General features: G+C 52.0%; 13 protein-coding genes and 1 rRNA gene. All 14 read right to left on the bottom strand.

The genetic code is table 11. The annotated features are described in order from the left end of the window. Positions 1-11: 11 nt before the first annotated feature. The 14 genes from galU to rrf all read right to left on the bottom strand — a co-directional run bounded on the left by galU (position 12) and on the right by rrf (position 16581). Positions 12-920, bottom strand: coding sequence for a UTP--glucose-1-phosphate uridylyltransferase GalU (galU, locus tag CDO73_RS24715; protein ID WP_088491167.1), 909 nt, complete (start codon positions 918-920; stop codon positions 12-14). A gap of 49 nt (positions 921-969) precedes the next feature. Further along, positions 970-2436, bottom strand: a complete 1467-nt coding sequence (locus CDO73_RS24710; protein WP_088491166.1) for an MOP flippase family protein — start codon at positions 2434-2436, stop codon at positions 970-972. A gap of 30 nt (positions 2437-2466) precedes the next feature. Next, positions 2467-3597: a glycosyltransferase gene (locus tag CDO73_RS24705; protein ID WP_088491165.1), complete on the bottom strand. Its 1131-nt coding sequence runs from the start codon at positions 3595-3597 to the stop codon at positions 2467-2469. A gap of 37 nt (positions 3598-3634) precedes the next feature. Then, complete coding sequence (locus tag CDO73_RS24700) at positions 3635-4777, bottom strand: glycosyltransferase family 4 protein (RefSeq protein ID WP_088491164.1); 1143 nt, start codon at positions 4775-4777, stop codon at positions 3635-3637. Beyond that, positions 4770-6137, bottom strand: coding sequence for an O-antigen polymerase (locus tag CDO73_RS24695; RefSeq protein ID WP_088491163.1), 1368 nt, complete (start codon positions 6135-6137; stop codon positions 4770-4772). The genes CDO73_RS24700 and CDO73_RS24695 overlap by 8 nt, the downstream gene beginning before the upstream one ends. A 39-nt stretch (positions 6138-6176) precedes the next feature. After that, positions 6177-7517: a UDP-glucose dehydrogenase family protein gene (locus tag CDO73_RS24690; RefSeq protein ID WP_088491162.1), complete on the bottom strand. Its 1341-nt coding sequence runs from the start codon at positions 7515-7517 to the stop codon at positions 6177-6179. 30 nt (positions 7518-7547) lie between these two features. Then, the gene (locus CDO73_RS24685) at positions 7548-8708 is read right to left on the bottom strand and encodes a glycosyltransferase family 4 protein (RefSeq protein ID WP_088491161.1); all 1161 of its coding nucleotides are present in this window, start codon (positions 8706-8708) and stop codon (positions 7548-7550) included. A 72-nt stretch (positions 8709-8780) separates the two neighbouring features. Then, positions 8781-9368: a sugar transferase gene (locus CDO73_RS24680; RefSeq protein ID WP_256972841.1), complete on the bottom strand. Its 588-nt coding sequence runs from the start codon at positions 9366-9368 to the stop codon at positions 8781-8783. A gap of 175 nt (positions 9369-9543) precedes the next feature. Beyond that, on the bottom strand, positions 9544-10185 hold the full coding sequence (locus CDO73_RS24675) for a CpsD/CapB family tyrosine-protein kinase (protein WP_088491159.1): 642 nt from the start codon (positions 10183-10185) through the stop codon (positions 9544-9546). A gap of 55 nt (positions 10186-10240) precedes the next feature. Continuing rightward, the gene (locus CDO73_RS24670) at positions 10241-11455 is read right to left on the bottom strand and encodes a glycosyltransferase (RefSeq protein ID WP_088491158.1); all 1215 of its coding nucleotides are present in this window, start codon (positions 11453-11455) and stop codon (positions 10241-10243) included. 12 nt (positions 11456-11467) lie between these two features. After that, positions 11468-12226: a YveK family protein gene (locus CDO73_RS24665; protein ID WP_179218829.1), complete on the bottom strand. Its 759-nt coding sequence runs from the start codon at positions 12224-12226 to the stop codon at positions 11468-11470. Between the two features lie 774 nt (positions 12227-13000). Continuing rightward, positions 13001-14182: a right-handed parallel beta-helix repeat-containing protein gene (locus CDO73_RS24660; protein ID WP_256972840.1), complete on the bottom strand. Its 1182-nt coding sequence runs from the start codon at positions 14180-14182 to the stop codon at positions 13001-13003. A gap of 261 nt (positions 14183-14443) precedes the next feature. Further along, on the bottom strand, positions 14444-16090 hold the full coding sequence (locus CDO73_RS24655; protein WP_088491156.1) for a right-handed parallel beta-helix repeat-containing protein: 1647 nt from the start codon (positions 16088-16090) through the stop codon (positions 14444-14446). Positions 16091-16464: 374 nt separating this feature from the next. Then, positions 16465-16581 (bottom strand): 5S ribosomal RNA (gene rrf, locus CDO73_RS24650). Positions 16582-16664: the final 83 nt, after the last annotated feature.

The raw sequence follows: 16664 nt of genomic DNA, 5'->3' as shown, positions 1-16664 counted from the left end.
TCGGAATCGTCTTAGACGATCTTCAGGTTTTCTTTGTTTGCGGCTGCGGCCGGATCGCCGATCAAGCTTTCGATCAGGTAATCGCGAAGCTCGTCGCCGAGACCGCTGCGTTTCAGCGCGAAATCCACGTTGGCTTTCAGATAGCCGATCTTGCTGCCCACATCGTACAGCGTGCCGTCGTAACGGAAGCTGTACATTCTCGACAGTTCGGCGAGCTGCTTCAGCGCGTCCGTCAGTTGGATCTCCCCGCCGACGCCCGGCGTCTGATGCTCCAAGATATCCATGATTTCCGGTTCGAGAATGTAACGGCCGATCATCGCCAGATTGGACGGCGCGTCCGTTTTCGGTTTCTCCACCAGATCGGTGATCAGGTTCATGCGATCGGTGAGCTTGTCGCCTTTGATGACGCCGTAGCTGCTGACGTCTTTCCACGGTACCGCTTCGACCGCGATCATGTTGCCGCCCGTACGGGCTTGTTCGTCCATCATTTGTTTGAGGCAAGGCACCTCGCTGTCGATAATCATGTCGCCGAGCAGTACGGCGAACGGTTCGTTATTGATAAACTTGCGGGCGCACCAGATGGCATGTCCGAGTCCGAGCGGTTCTTTCTGACGCACGCAGTGGATCTCGACCAGATTGGTCACTTCCCGCACGATGTTCAGCAGCTCTTCTTTGTTCTTCTCTTCCAAGTCGGCTTCCAGTTCGATGTTCTTGTCGAAGTGGTCTTCGATGGCGCGCTTGCTGCGTCCCGTTACGATGATGATGTCCTCGATGCCGGAAGAAATCGCTTCTTCGACAATGTACTGGATCGTCGGCTTATCCACGATCGGGAGCATCTCTTTGGGCATAGCCTTCGTTGCGGGCAGGAAACGCGTTCCCAGGCCGGCCGCCGGAATGATTGCTTTTTTGACTTTACTCATAGTTGATGCCCTCCCTTAATGTGTGTAAGCTTTTTTAACGCTTCTACCGTCATTTAGCTAACTTAGTTTTACTTATAAGCCTGTTTTTGATGTTTTGAAACAGTTCTTTGTTAAAAAGAAAGATAACGGCAAAATAGATTAACGCTCCGCAGGCGACTTGGATCACGAAATTCGCCTCTTGGGAGAAAACCGCCATAGACAAGTAATTGATCACCAGTACTCCGGCTACCATGATCAGTCCGTAAGCGAGACCGGGCGCCATGCTTCGCAAATATTCGCGCAGACACGGTCCCAGAATGCGCCGCATCGCGTAGCGGTACTGAATGACGATCATCGCCAATTGGATCAGCACGTAAGCGATGCAGGTCCCCATGATGCCCCAGTAGAACGTGCCTATAGCCAAGCCCGGCACTTGAACGCACATGCCCAGCAGCGTGTAACGGAAATACATGTCGGTACGGCCTTTGGATTGCAGCAGCGGCTGAATCGGCACGGTCAACGAACGCGCGAGCATCGCCACGGCCAGAATCTGAATCAGGATGACGCTCGGTTCCCATTTCGCTCCGAAAATGAACGGAACCAATACCGGCGCGGTCACGAGCAATCCCATATAGATCGGCGCGTTCAGATAACTGACGAGCTGGATGGTCTTGATATATCCGCTTTTGAGCCGGGCCAGATCGTCTTGCATCTTGGCATACAGCGGCAGGCTGACGGTATTGATCAGCGGCGTCAGCTTCAGCACCGGCATGGTGCAGAGCTGGAACGCGAAGGAATAGTAGCCGAGCGTCTGGGCGCTGTATAGACGTCCGATGATGATGTAGTCGATATTGGACATCAGCGACTGGATGACGTTGGACGACATTTGATAGACCCCGAAACTTAGGTATCCTTTCAAATCCTTGGTAGCAAAATGAAACTGCGGCGTCCATTTTCTCCATCCTTGAATCATCAAGAGAATCGACTTCACGAACGCGTTGCCCAAGTTCGAGATCACGAGCGCATAGACGCCCAGTCCCACGGCCGCGCCGCCGACCGCCAGTACGAAGCCGACGAAGTAAGCGACAATCTGAATTTTGGCGATATTGTCGAACTTCAATTCTTTGCGGAACAAGACTTCGAACTGCTGGCCGAAGGCGGGCAGCAGACACAGCAGCGCCATCCAACGTACCGGCGTTACCAGAGCCGGTTCATTGTAGAACCAGGCGACCAAGGGAGCCGAGAAGAAAATGATCGAGGCAATAAACGCGCCCGTAACCAGATTTAATATGTAGAGACTCGATAGGTGGTTTCGGGTAACGTCTTGGCGATGGATGATCGCGTTCGAGATCCCGGCGTCGGTCAGATTCACCGCGGCTGCCACGACGACCATCGTCATGCTCATCAGGCCGTAGTCGATCGGGTTAAGCAGACGAGATAATGCGACCAATTGCAGCAGTTGAATCACGATCGTCACGATCGTCGCGATGCTTGACCATTTTGCCGCCTTGATCCCTTTCTTTTTTAATGAAGACATCTCGCCACTCCTTTGATTGCAAATCTGCGCTTACAGGTTGTCGATAAAGTCCAGCAGCGTATTTACTTTGGACTCCCAAGCATGTTTCTTCGCCATATCGCGTATCGCCCCCGCATCTCTCGGCGCGCGAAGCGCCTCCTCTACTCGCAGAGGCAGCTCTTCGCTATCGCGGTAAAAATGCAGGAACCGTTCTTGTCGGCGAAGCAGTTCGGGCGTTTCCGTTACGACGACGGGCAGTCCGGCCGCCGCGTATTCGTAGAGTTTCATCGGACTGCGGCCCGCGTTGGCGGCATGGTTGCTCAGAGGCAGCAGCGCTACGTCCGAGTACTGGAGATAAGCGGGTACGACTTTGTATTTCTTGGCTCCGAGGAAATGAACATTGGCATATTGCGCGAAGTCGCGCTTGGTTTCTTCGCCGACCGGTCCGATAATGACCAAGCTGACGTGCGGCAGCTTCTGCGCGAGCAGCTTCAAGCCTTTGAGATCCAACCGCTCGTCGAGCGCGCCGACGTAGACGGCTCGCGGCCCGGGAATCGGCTTCAGATCTTCAGGCTCTTCGGCGGGAGCGGAGAAATGATCGTATTCCACGCCGTTCTCGAGCAGCAAGGTCGGCACGGCGGGGTTGTATTCTTGAAGTTCGTTCAGCACGGGTCCCGAAGTGGACACCAGCCCGTCGACGACGGACATCAGCTTGCGCTCGGCCGAAGCGATCGAAGCGTCGCCCGTCATTTTGCTGTAGATGTCCGTCGGACGATAGATGGTCACTTTCGGAGAAACGAGTTTCTCCAGCCCGACGAAACGCGGCTGATCAATCAACAGCAGATCCACGTTGTTCATCTCATGCTCGCGCATGACTTTTTTGATCGCGGGAAGCATCCAGTTTTTTTGCGTCCGTTTGAAGATCGGACCGGCGATCTCCCAAGGCAGCAGCGACATCGGCACCGAATTGACCACGGCCGTCGTCTCGACCTGTTTGCCCTGTAAGATCCGAAAGCGCGCTTGGATATCGCGGTCTTTCCATTTCAATAGATGGAAAGGACTTAACGGAGTACTCACATGAATGACGGAGTGGCCCAACTTCTCCATCTCTCTCGATAAATGGTGGGAGCCGACGACGAACGGGCTGCCCATATACGTATGGCTGGCGAACATGATATTCATTCGAGCTCTCCTCCTTTCCTATGGTAGACTTCTCTGATCAAGCTTCCGCTTTGCGGTTCTCCCGGCGCGCCGCCTGACCGGCGGAACGTCCGGCCGCATGCGCTTTGACTTCGGCCAGCGTCTCGTACGCGCATTTCTCCCAAGAGAACTGCGAAGCCTGCGCCAATCCTCGGGCGCGCATATCGGCTTGAAGCACGGGATCTCCCATCACTTCGGCGATCTTCGCGGCAATGTCTTCCGGGCGATTGGGATCGCAGTAGAGCACGGCATCTCCGCATACCTCCGGCAGCGAAGCCGTATCGGAGACGACGACCGGGCAGCCGCACGCCATGGCTTCCAGCGGCGGAAACCCGAAGCCTTCGTAGAACGAAGGGAATACGAAGCAGGAAGCTTTTTCGTACAGCGTGTGCAGTTCGTCGTCTTCGACATAGCCGACATGACGCACGTTCTCGCCGAGCTCGGTATCTTCCGACTTGAAGATCTTGGGGTTCGTGCCGCCCGCGATCACGAAGTCGAATCCTTGATCGCCGATGATCTCGGCCGCCCGCACGATCGAGCGGAAGTTCTTGTTCGGGCTGCGGCTGCTGACCGCCAGCACGAACGGTCGATCCAGCCCCTGCCGGGCCGGGTAATCCGGAGCGGTACCGCTCTGAAGCACATGCTCCTTGCCGTGGTAGATCACGCGAATCTTGTCTTCGCGAATGCCACAATGACGGATCAATTCGTCTTTGGAATTGGCCGAGCAGGTCAGGATCAGCGGAGAAGTACGTCCCAACGTGCGGAACATCAGCTTGTACCACAGTTTGAATGCCGTCGAATACGTATCCGGCACGGAATACACGGCCGCGTCGTGCAGGGTAACCGCCTGCCTGCGCCTCAGCAGCGGCGCGGCGTTGCACAGATTCACGAGGAATCCGTCGCGGGCCAGCAGCGGCAGCGAGATCTGCTCCCACAATTGGCCGCCGAATTTTCCGGCCTGCCTGACTTCCATATGCCGGGTTCCCAGTTCGTGAATCTCTCCGGTCGGCGCCAGCACCACGAATTCGTAACCGCGGACGGCCGGGTCGTCTTTGCCGATCATTCGGTCGATCGTACGAAGCAGCTCGTAAGCGTAGCGCTGCACGCCGGTGACGGAAGCTTTGAGAAAGCGACCGTTGATATAGATGCGCGTTTTACTCATCCGCTCCCACTCCTCTCAGACGCCAAGTCGTCAGTTTTTTCCGGTTGTAATGCAGAATGAACGTAAAGGCGAGAATGATGATCCAGCACGGGAAGAACCGTCCGCTGCCGAAGTAGAAGTACCGCGGAATCTCCAGCACGCCGACGAGCCAGATCGGATAGATCATCATGCCGAACGTATGGCCTTTTTTGAAATGGTTGTAGAGAACGCCCGTGAAGAATCCGACGATTACCCAGAAGACCAGCGCGCCGGAGAATCCGTAGTCGTTGTAAGGCTGAAGCAGTCCCGAAGGGTTATTGAACTCGGGATTGCCCATCGTGGCGAGCGTATTGTTGATGACCGCCTGCGGTTCGAATCCGTAGATCGATTCGTACGCGTTATCCGGCACGCCCGGGAACTTCCAGATAAACTCCGCGGTCGAACTCGGGAACGGCAGCCAGTGGAAGCCCAGATGCTCCATGTACAGCGTGCCCGTGTTGATCGCCGTGACGTAATAACCGAAGAAGCGGGTGATGATGAATTCCCAGAACGACGGATAATAATTCACGTAGTAGCTGAGCCAAGAACGGAAGTACTCGCTGGCGCCGAAGAATCCGATCAGGGCGACCACTCCGACGATCGGATAGATCGCGAGAAACCGCGGCCTCCTGCCGAGCTTCGCTCTCATCGAGAAGTACACGACGGCCAGCGGAACGATGAATTCCATGATCGCCAGTCGTTCGAGGAAGAATACGGCGCGAAGCATCGTAAATACGAAAACGATAGCCAACATCCATATGTAGATTTTCTTTTTGTTATAGAAGAGATAGTAAGAGGTCAAGATGACGAACGGGATGCTGAAGTTCGTAAACGACGTAACGCCGGCTACATTGTTGAAGTTCTCTTTGATGCTGTAGATCGCGCCCGGCTCTCCGCTCAGTACGTTGAGGAAAAGGCCGAGACTGAAGCCGCTGCGCAGCATGATCAGGAACCAGACCGCGTAACCGAACATCGTGAAGCCGAACAGCAGATTGATCCACATCTTGATGAAGGAATCCCGCTTGACGATGACTTCGCCGAAAGCTTTCGACGATTTGGTTCCTCGGCCCGCCAGAGAGGCAAGGATGCCTCCGAGTACGAAGCAGCAGACCGGAAGAATGGAATACATGATATTCGATTCGCTGATGAATTTGTTGACCCGATAAAACGAAACGTAGCTGTCCGACGGAATGTAGTAGGCGCCGATCAGGATCACCGTCATCAAAATCGGAAACACGATCGTCGGGTTCAGCCACCAGATTCGCATATTGCCGCTGGTGCTTTCGGGTCCGGGGATGGCTTTGTTTCGATTTTCCGCTTTGTTTTTGCGCAAACTTCCCATTATCCGATCCTCCTTTCTCTCTTATGGCAGAGCCTCGGATTAATCCGAGGCCACCGAATTGCGGAACGGCGAGAGGCTTTCCAATTCAGGCCGACCGATCGAATAATACTGGAAGGTCGTGTCGGACAGCTGCTCTCTCGAATACACGTTGCGTCCGTCGATCAGTACCGGTTGTTTCATGACGCCGTTCAGTTCTTTGAGATCCACTTCTTTGAATTCCGACCAATCGGTCAACAGGCAGAGCGCGTCGCTGCTTTCGGCAGCTTCCATAGCCGTTTCGCACCATTCGACATCCGACTCGTCGCGGAAGAATCGGCGGAAATTCGGCGTGGCGATCGGATCGTAAGCTTTGACGACCGCGCCTTCTTGCAGCAGCGTCTTGATGATATCGAGCGCGGGAGCTTCGCGTACGTCGTCCGTATTCGGCTTGAACGCCAATCCCCAGATGCCGACCGTCTTGCCTTGAAGGTTGCCGAGCGAGTGGTTGAGTTTGGAGATGATATTGAACCGTTGATCGTTGTTGACTTCGACGACCGACTTCAGCAGTTTGAACTCGTAGTCCACGTTGCCCGCGATCTGGATCAGCGCATGCGTATCTTTCGGGAAGCACGAACCGCCGTATCCGATCCCGGCTTGCAGGAACGAAGAACCGATCCGTTTGTCGTAACCCATGCCTTGCGCGACATGCGTCACGTCCGCGCCTACCTTTTCGCAGATATTGGCGATCTCGTTGATAAACGAAATCTTGGTAGCCAAGAAAGCGTTCGACGCGTACTTGATCATCTCGGCGCTGCGAACTTCCGTGACCATGATCTCCTCGGTCAGCGGTTTATGCAGTTCCACCATCGTGGCCGCGGCTCTCTCGCTTGCCGTCCCGATGATCACGCGATCCGGGTGCAGCGTATCTTTGACGGCCGAACCTTCGCGCAGGAACTCGGGCGTCGACACGATATCGAACGGATGCGGGCTCAACTGGCTGATAATCTTCTTGATCTTGTCGTTGGTTCCGACCGGCACGGTACTCTTGGTCACGACGATCTTGTATCCGTTCATGGCCAGCGCGATATCTTGGGCGACTTGTTCGACGTATTCGAGATTCGCTTCGCCGCTCGGCAGCGACGGCGTACCGACGCAGATGAACACGACGTCCGACTCTTGCACCGAACGGGTCAGATTCGTGGTGAACGACAGCCGGCCCAGTTCCGTATTTTTGAAGATCAGCTCTTGCAGGCCCGGTTCGTAGATCGGCACCTCGCCTTTTTTGAGTTTTTCGATCTTGTCGAAATCTTTGTCCACGCAAGTCACTTGGTTGCCGATCTCCGAAAAGCAAACGCCCGATACCAGACCGACATAACCCGTTCCGATGAATGTAAGTTTCATGCCAACACTTCCCTTTGATTTAGAGTCGGTTTAAAGTACCCGCGTAATGATGCGTTCGGCACCGAAGCGTCGTCCGTCTTCGTGCTGTTTGTTATGGATATACGCCTGCATATTTTGACGGAACACTTCCGGCGAGAATCGCATCGCGTTTTTACGGCAGTTCGCCGGAAGGATCTTGGATTGTTCTTGTTCGAAGCGCTGCACCGCCGCGACGATCTCGGCTGGGCTTTGTTTGTGGTAGAACACGCCGGTCGGACTGGCCTGATCCAATCCTTTGACCGTTTCCAGCGCCCCGCCTTTGCCGTAAGCGATCACCGGCGTTCCGCAAGCCTGCGCTTCGACCGGCGTAATGCCGAAATCTTCTTCGGCCGCGAACACGAAAGCTTTGGCGCGCTGCATATGATCGACCAATACGTCGTCCGGCTGATAACCCAGAATCTGAATGTTTGCCGATTGATGCTTGCGCACCTTCTCCATATCCGGTCCGTCTCCGATAATGATCAGTTTCTTGTCCGGCATTTGGGAGAAAGCTTCTGCGATCATGTCCATTTTCTTATAAGGAACCATACGCGAAGCGGTCAGATAAAATTCCTCTTTGTCTTCGCGCGCCGTAAAGGAGGACACGTTCACCGGCGGGTAGATGACCGAAGCTTCGCGGCGGTACACTTTCCAGATCCGGTTGGCGATAAACTGAGAGTTCGCGATGAAGTGATCCACGCCGTTCGACGTTCGATAATCCCACATGCGAATGCGGCTCAGAATCACTTTGGCCATCGTGCCTTTCAGACCTTTTTCCAAACCCGACTCTTTCAGATACTGCGGCTGCATGTCCCAAGCGTACCGAATCGGCGAATGCACGTAAGAGATATGCAGTTGATCCGGTCCGGTGATGACGCCTTTGGCTACCGCGTGCGAACTCGACAGGATCAATTCGTAAGACGACAGATCGAACTGTTCGATCGCGAGCGGCATCAGCGGCAAATACTGGCGGTATTTCTTTTTGGCGAGCGGCAGTTTCTGGATGAACGAAGTATGTACCTTCTTCCCGCGCAGAAACGCTCTGTCTTTTTCCGGCATAAAATCAACCAGACTGTAAATTTCGGCTTCGGGGAAAAGATGAATCATTTGCTCAAGCACCTTCTCCGATCCTGCATAACTGGTCAACCAATCATGAATGATCGCAACTTTCATCCGGCCTCCGTCCTTTCTCCGAGAAGTATGGTTTGCAAGCGTCCGTCATGTTCGATATGCGCGTCAAGTGGATCAATAAGCGCCTTTCTTCAACAGGACGCTGACTACCGTGGCAAACAAAATCCGGATATCCAACCAGATCGTACGATGGTAGACATAATACAATTCCAGATCGACGCGTTCGGGATAACCCACGTTGCTGCGTCCGCTTACCTGCCAATACCCGGTTACTCCCGGTTTTACGGATAACAGATCGTTTTTGCGCTCTTTGTATTCTTTCAGTTCCTGAGCGACGATCGGTCTAGGTCCGACCAAACTCATCTCGCCTTTGAGCACGTTGAGAAGCTGCGGAAGTTCGTCAAGACTCGTCTTGCGAAGAAAACGGCCGATGGAAGTGATGCGAGGGTCTTCGTCTTGTTCCAGCTTGTAATTGTTCGCCACGTACTTCTCGTACAGCGCCGGATCTTCCTTGAGTCTCTGCTCGGCATTCGTTGCCATCGAACGGAACTTGTAGATGTTGAACATGTTCGAGTTGCGTCCGAATCTTTTTTGCTTAAAAAATACAGGGCCTTTCGGATCTTCGATCTTGATCAGCAGTGCCAGTACCAGGAACACCGGCGATAGAAGAATAAGTCCGATCAGGGAGGCCACCATGTCCATGCTGCGTTTGGTCGCATTGAACACGAATCCCCGATTCCATGACAGGTTTCTGAACGCAACTTGGTTGTATTCTGTCGCTTCGGCATCGTTGTTAAATCCGCTCATGTTTTCCCCTCCGTTTATGTTGGATGTATGCGGGTGTCGTGTCGACAGTCGTCCTTTTTCCGCTGCGCTTCTACGCCTTGTTCAGTACTACGCCGAGAATATGCGCGTTTACGTGATCCATGCCTCGCTTGACTCGTTTCAGTTGTTCTTTGGTTACTTTGCCTTGATGGGCCACCAATACGACTCCGTCGGACATCGTGCCCAAGATTTGCGCGTCCGACACTTCGAGCGCCGAAGGCGAATCGATCAAGATCACGTCGTAGTAAGCCGCAAGTTCGGTCAGCAATTCCTGCATCTTTTCGGAGCCCAAGATTTCGGACGGATTAGGCGGAATCGTTCCGGCGGTAAGAACGGACAGATTCGAAATGGCCGTTGCCGATACGGCGGCTTCAAGGCCGCATTGTCCGCTCAGCACATCCGTTAATCCGCGCTTATTGGACCGGGGAAACACGGTCTGAAGCGAAGGATCGCGCAGATCGCAGTCGATCAGCAGCACTTTCTTGTTCTCTTGGGAATAAGAAACGGCAAGGTTCGTAGCCGTCGTGGTCTTTCCTTCGCCGTTTCCGGCGGAAGTAACCAACAGAATTTTCGAAGATCTTCCCATCGTGGAGAAACGAATGTTCGTCCGCAGCGTCCGATAGGATTCCGAAGCCTCGGCTCCCGAATTTTTGTTCGCTACCAGATAGGTTCCATTTCCCATCGCTCTAGTCATCGATTACATCGCCTGCCTCTAATGGATTTAATTGATTTTATAGCTAAAGAAATGCTTACAATACGTGCTGTGCTTCCCCTACGGAATGAAACTTGGAGTCCGAACGAATCCGATCTCCGCTGGGCTGCTTGGATATGACCATTTTGTACAAGTCTTCCATCTTGCGAGTCTGCTCGAGAAGGTCGAATTGGCGGCTGACCCGCATTCGGCCGTACTCGCTGAACGTTTTCCATAACTCTTGATCTGTAAGAAGGCGTTCGATATGAGTTCCCAGCGTCTCGGCATCGCGTTCCGGCGCCAGATAACCGCTTCTGCCATGCTCCACCGCCTCCGGAATCCCGCCGGTAGCGAAGCTGGCTACAGGAACTCCCATCGCGGCCGCTTCCAGAAAGACCATTCCTAATCCTTCTTCCGCTCCGTTCTCCGCCCGGATGCTCGGAACGCTGAATACTCGCGCCCGGTTCATCCATTCGCGGACGACCGAAGAAGGTTGAGTGCCCAAGAACCGATAATGCGTCAACTGCTCGGATGCCATCTGTTCCAGTTCTCCGCGAAGCGGTCCGTCTCCGATAATGACAAGCTTCGCATTCGGACGTTTGCGTTGAACGTCGGCCATGGCGCGAATCAGATATGCGCAGCCTTTGACTTCGACCAATCGTCCGACGAATAAGACCAACTCCTCGCGTTCGATCGAAGGTTCCGGCGCAAACGACTCCAGATTGATCCCGATATAATGCCGAATGATCTTCTCCGGCGGATACCCTTGACTGATCAATTTGCTGCGGATAAAGTCGGACACCGCGATAAACAGAGCGCCTTTTTGCTGCAATTTCGACCGCTGTTTCAAGTAATTCCGATGCGTGAAATACGACTTTCTCGCGTATTCGTCTTTCGTCGTCGCATCGTATCCGTGAAAAGTCACGATCAGCGGAATGTTGAGTTTCTCGGCAATCGGCATAGCCAGACAGCCTTCGGGACCGAAGTGGGCATGAATCAACCGAGGCTGAATCGCTTTAAGTCGTCTCGTCAGTCCTCTTCCGGGTCCCATTAATTTGAATTCCAGCTCTTTTTTGCGTCCCGCTACTCCTCCGGTATTGATGATGATCCGTTTATCGGCTTCGATCTCCAGCCCGGGGACAAGACGCGAACCCATAAAATAAGAATGGAAAGATTCCAAGCGTTCGGCTTGACTCTTGATAAAAGTCTCGGACGGCGGGAGAATCTGATCTCTATAGATCAGGACGGGAAGTTCGGGTTGGATTAATCTCATGATTGACCTCGATTATCTCTGCTCGTTGGCAGTGCGTAATACGGTCGCTTCTTCCTGCTGTTGGCCTGAATAATTCGTTTGCTGATTTTTGAGGTCGCTTTTGGCGATCCGATCGACTTTCGCCAATACCGGAAGCCCGATCGCATTTTCCACATCGAACTCCGTTTTGACGGAATCATCCAAGTATTCAAGCAGGAAGACGATGCCGAATCCGAGAATCAGACCTACGACCAAGCTAAGCGCGATCAGCATGTTTCGATGATCGTTGACCGGTTGTGCCGACAAATTCGGATCTGCCGCGTTAAGTACGCTGACATTGTTGACCTGCATGATCTCCGGAATCTGGCTGATAAACACATTGCCGGTCGAGTTGGCGATGGTAGCCGCTTTCTCATAAGAAGCATCTTCGACCGCTACGTTGATGACCTGCGTATTTTGCGTCGAATCGATCATCAATTTGTCGCTGATTTGCGTCGAAGTCAAGTTCAGTTCCGGGTGACGCTCGACGACAAGCTTGGTGATCGAATCGGAAGTAATGATTTTCTTGTACGTGTTGATCAATTTCAAGTTGGCTTCGATCGAGTTGGAATCGACTTGCGCTTGTCCCGTGCTGCTGATCGAAGGTTCATTGACGATTAGATCGACCGAAGCTTTGTAAAGCGGTTGATATTTCGTGTTGTATGCAATAGCTGCCGCAAAGCAGAGCAGCACCGTCAAGGCCAACACCCACCATCTTTTTTTGATGACGCTCATGTATTCCTTTAACTCCATGCAAGATCCCTCCGTCTTCATGTAAAATGGTTTGCGGCCGTACGGGCCTCTAAAATAAAGTGCATCAGGCATAAAACGACCTTCAGCAAATAGTAAATCGATAAAAGGTTAAATCTTCAAAATAATTTTGTAATGAAAATGTAAATTGATGAGTTCTGCAAATTTGTTGGGATTCTCTTACATTTTTCAAAAGTGAAAATAGAAAACGCGAACCTCGCCGGTACTCCGGCAGAATCCGGGTTCGTTCTGAGAGACCAACCTATTCGCGATGTTCGTGCCTCGATCGGCGTTATGTAGTCCGTTCACTCGCGTCAATCAACTCCCTTCCGTAATTTACCTGTGCAGCTCTCGAAAAGAAGTTGTTTTGTCATTCGGATGTCAAAAGTCCCTATCTCCTTTTTTAGCTATCACGACTTTCCGGTTCGTTCTCGTGCTTCCGGCATACTTTCTGATCGTTTTCTAGACAGTTTGCCAGATTGCTCGTTTGAAGGCTTGATATTCTTCGCTTTTTACTCAAAAATACCAGTTACGCCTTCAAAAAGAATTTCAAAATTCAACTTTTTTCACTCGCCTTTCTATTTGCGTTTTCGATGCTTAGTTTATAAACCGCCATTTTTGCCTTGAATCAAATTCAAAATCATTGGGATTTTTTTAGTTCGGTGTGCCCAGACTATTCCCGCAAGCAAGCAGACTGATTGTCCTATTTTAATTTATTTACCAACCTAAAGTAATAAAAAGAAGCCAGACAGCGACGTCTGGCTTCTTTTTTGAAATTTAGAATCCTATATTGCCTTCAGAATGAATGGTCCCGCTTTTGAAGTTCGTAGCCAGTCCTTGCGTATTCTCCAGCTTGTTGGCGTCGAAATAGATATTGCCGATCTGTCCGCTTCCCCAGACGCCGATTCCGCCGTGTACGGAGTCCGCGATCGTATTCCCGTTGAATTTGACCTCGTCGATATTTCCTTGCGACGCATACACCAGAATATTGGGATGCTCGCCCGCGACTCGGGTTCCGGTATGTTCGATCGTATTTTCGTTCACCACGACGTTTTTTACATTACGGGTATCCCACTCTTTTTCTACCGAAATATAAATCCCGGCCATTTCCGTATCGCGAATCTTGTTGTTTTCGATCGTAACGTTCTCCCCGCCTACGACAGAGATGCCTCGCGCCTTTGATCCATAGCCTACGTCATTGCCTCGAATCGTGATATCGCTCGTGACCTTAGGGTTCTCTTCGTAACTGACAACGGCAATCGTGTCGTCGCCGGCTTCCCGGACGCTGTTATTTTCGATGGATATCCCGGTACTTCCGTTGGTAATATGTATGCCGTCCGCACCGGTTCCGGTAAGCTTATTATCTTTGATTATCCCGTTCGAAGACTCGTCGCCTACAAAAATACCTGCCGTACTCGACTTCGTGATCTGAAGAGCTTGGATCGTGAAGTTAGTCGCTCCTCGGACCGTGATGCTATTCTTGTCGTTTGCGCCGTTGCCTCGCTCCACGGTCTTCTCGTATACGTGAGCGAATCCGGCAAGTACGGCTCCGTCGCCTTCGACGTCGATCGAACCGTTATCCGGAGCCGTCGAAGTGAGAATCGCTTGATCCGCTCCGTCGCCCAGCAGCTTTACTCCTTTGACGACAAGAATTCCGCTCAACCGATAATTGCCCGGCGGGATATACACGGCCTGCTTCTGTTCGGCGGCTCGGTCGAGCGTGGCTTGAATCGCCGCAAGATCATCCGTATCGTCGTTCGGCGTGGCTCCGCCTTCAACGATCGACAACGCTCCTTGAGGAATTTCGACAGGCGCCGTTTGAGCGGTTTCCTCGTTGTTCGGTTCTTCTTTCGTTTCTTCGCGCATGAAAAACGCTCCTCTCCAGATGGCCAGCACGGCTGCCGCTACCACCAAGACGGAGATCGCCCACCACAGTTTTCGATTATTTTTTTTCTTCATGGTTTCCTCCTTCAATCTCTCTGATCGATTCGTCTCCACATCCTGATTTGCCGCTTTACGTTTTGCTCCGAGGCCGTATTTCCCTTCGGGAATTCTTACCTGTTTTGTTTCAAAACGGCGTAAAGAGGTTAAGCAGGATTAGTGTTATTTAAACCGCTGACTCCGAATTTAAGCATGCTTACCTCCGAATCAAACAAAAAGCAGACAACAGCCTCAGCCGTTATCCGCTTCTCGCGAGTTCCATATCCACTTATTTTCCTTCTAAAATCCTACGTTCTGATTCAGCTTGATGTTTCCGTTCGTAAAGGTCGTCGCTTCTCCCACTCGATTGATCAGCGTATTCTTGTTGAACGTCACGTTCTTGATCGTTCCTTCTCCCCATACCCCGATTCCGCGATGAGCTCCGTTCTTGATGATATTATTGTTAAATTCCACGTGATCCACGATGCCTTGCGATGCGTATACCAATACGTTGGGATGATTTTGCGGTTCCGCGATTCCCGTATGATTGATTACGTTATTGGAAACCTTAATCCGATCGACGTTGCGCGTATTGTAAGAAGCTTCGACCGCTACATAGATGCCGGCCATATGCGTGTCTTGAACGGAATTATTCGAGATCGTCACGTCCGTGCCGCCGACCACCGCAATACCACGGGCTTTCGAACCGTATCCGACTTGATTTTTGCGAATGGTGATATGGTGTGCCGGAAGAAGATCGCTGTCGATATAACTGACGACCGCAATCGTATCGTCTCCCGCTTTGCGAACGATATTGTTCTCTACCGTAATAAAGTTGCTTCCGCCCGTCATATGAATACCGTCCGCTCCCGTAGAATCGAGCGTATTGCCGCTCACGATCCCGTTCGTCGAACCGTAAGTGACCATGATTCCGGCCGTGCTGGATTTGCTGATATACAAGTCGCTGACTTTGAAGTTTCTGGCGCCTCTGACCGTGATGCTGTTTTTCTCGTTTGCTCCGTCGCCGCGAGGGACCGTCGTCTGATACACGTGCTTCAAACTGCTCAGTTCCACGCCGTTTCCTTTAAGATCGATCGAGCCACGCTTCGGATTGGTCGAAGTCAACGTAGTCACGAACTTGCCGGCTCCTCTAACTTTGACTCCGTCGATTGTCAGAATATCGCTAAGCGTATAATTTCCCGCAGGTACGTAAACAGGCTTTCCGAGCGATTTGCCCGCATCGATCGCGGCCACGAATGCGGCGTAATCGTCTTTGTTATCGTTCGGAATAGCTCCATAATCGAGAACAGAAACGACCGCCGACGACTTGCTGCTCGCAGCCGAAGCTTTTGCCGTGGTACCGACCGTCGACGCGGCGCTCACCGAACCGTTAAACGCAATATCCGGTTCCCACATCGTATGGTCGTTATTGGCATTCCCGAGTTTATTGACGACAAAAGAGATTTCGGTACCGGCTTCAACCGGAATGGAAGATACGCCGGCCGGATTGACGGGCGTCGTATTTTTCAGAGTCGCGCTCCATAAGCTGACTCCGTCTTTTCGGATACTGACGATGACTCCGTCGCCTTCCGCATTTCCTTTGCGGACCGATCCGGAAATCGAAATTTTCCCTTTGCCCGGCGACACCCATTTACGAACCGCATCGAAATTATTGTCGGGATGCAAAGCCGTGGCCGATACCCAAGGATATCCGCTCGGCGCGGCCCATCGATTGCCTGTTTTGTCGTAAACCAAATCCAAATAAGCGGTTCCCGACAGCTTTTCGTAATACCATTGATTGGCGCCTTGCTGAACCGTACTGAATCCCTTCGAAGCCGAGTACGCTCGAGCCGCTTCCGCTGCATCGGCGGAACCCATACCGACAACGCTGCTTCCGAACCCTAACGACAAAGCAACCAAACCGGACAAAAATTTACGTTTATTCAAGATGTACCTCCCAAAATGGTTGATTAAGCTTTCTGGCGATTCTTCAGGTCTAAATCACGATAGGCTGCGGGCCTACCTATTTATATGTGGTAAATCTTGATATGCGAAGCTGAATATCGGAGCATTCAGGAGTATGCAATGCCGCGGAGCAGACCGCTTTTCTGAAAAAGCCCTACCTTATGTATTATCGGTCGTCTGCCGAACAATCTTTAGACCTAACTCTTATTCTACTATAAAACCCCCTCAAAAGTTACAATTTCGACATATTTTTTTCAAAAATTCTCTGAAATTTTACATTTCTCTTCGAAAGCCATAGAATACGCTCAAACTAAAAAAGCCTTCTCCGTTATGCGCGGAGAAGGCTTTTCTTTTTGGCTTGGCAGCTTCCTACTCTCCCAGGACCCTGCGGTCCAAGTACCATCGGCGTTAGAAGGCTTAACGGTCGTGTTCGAGATGGGAACGTGTGGAACCCTTCTGCTATCACTACCAAACCATGGTTTACGAAGTAAACCGGTACAAGGTTTGCACCTTGAAAACTGGATCCGAAACGATCGATTCGCGTCATTTGAAGTTT

Origin of the sequence: Saccharibacillus sp. O23, assembly GCF_002205895.1 — a bacterium.
Taxonomy (GTDB): Bacteria; Bacillota; Bacilli; order Paenibacillales; family Paenibacillaceae; genus Saccharibacillus.
This window is presented reverse-complemented; position numbering and strand designations above follow the sequence as displayed.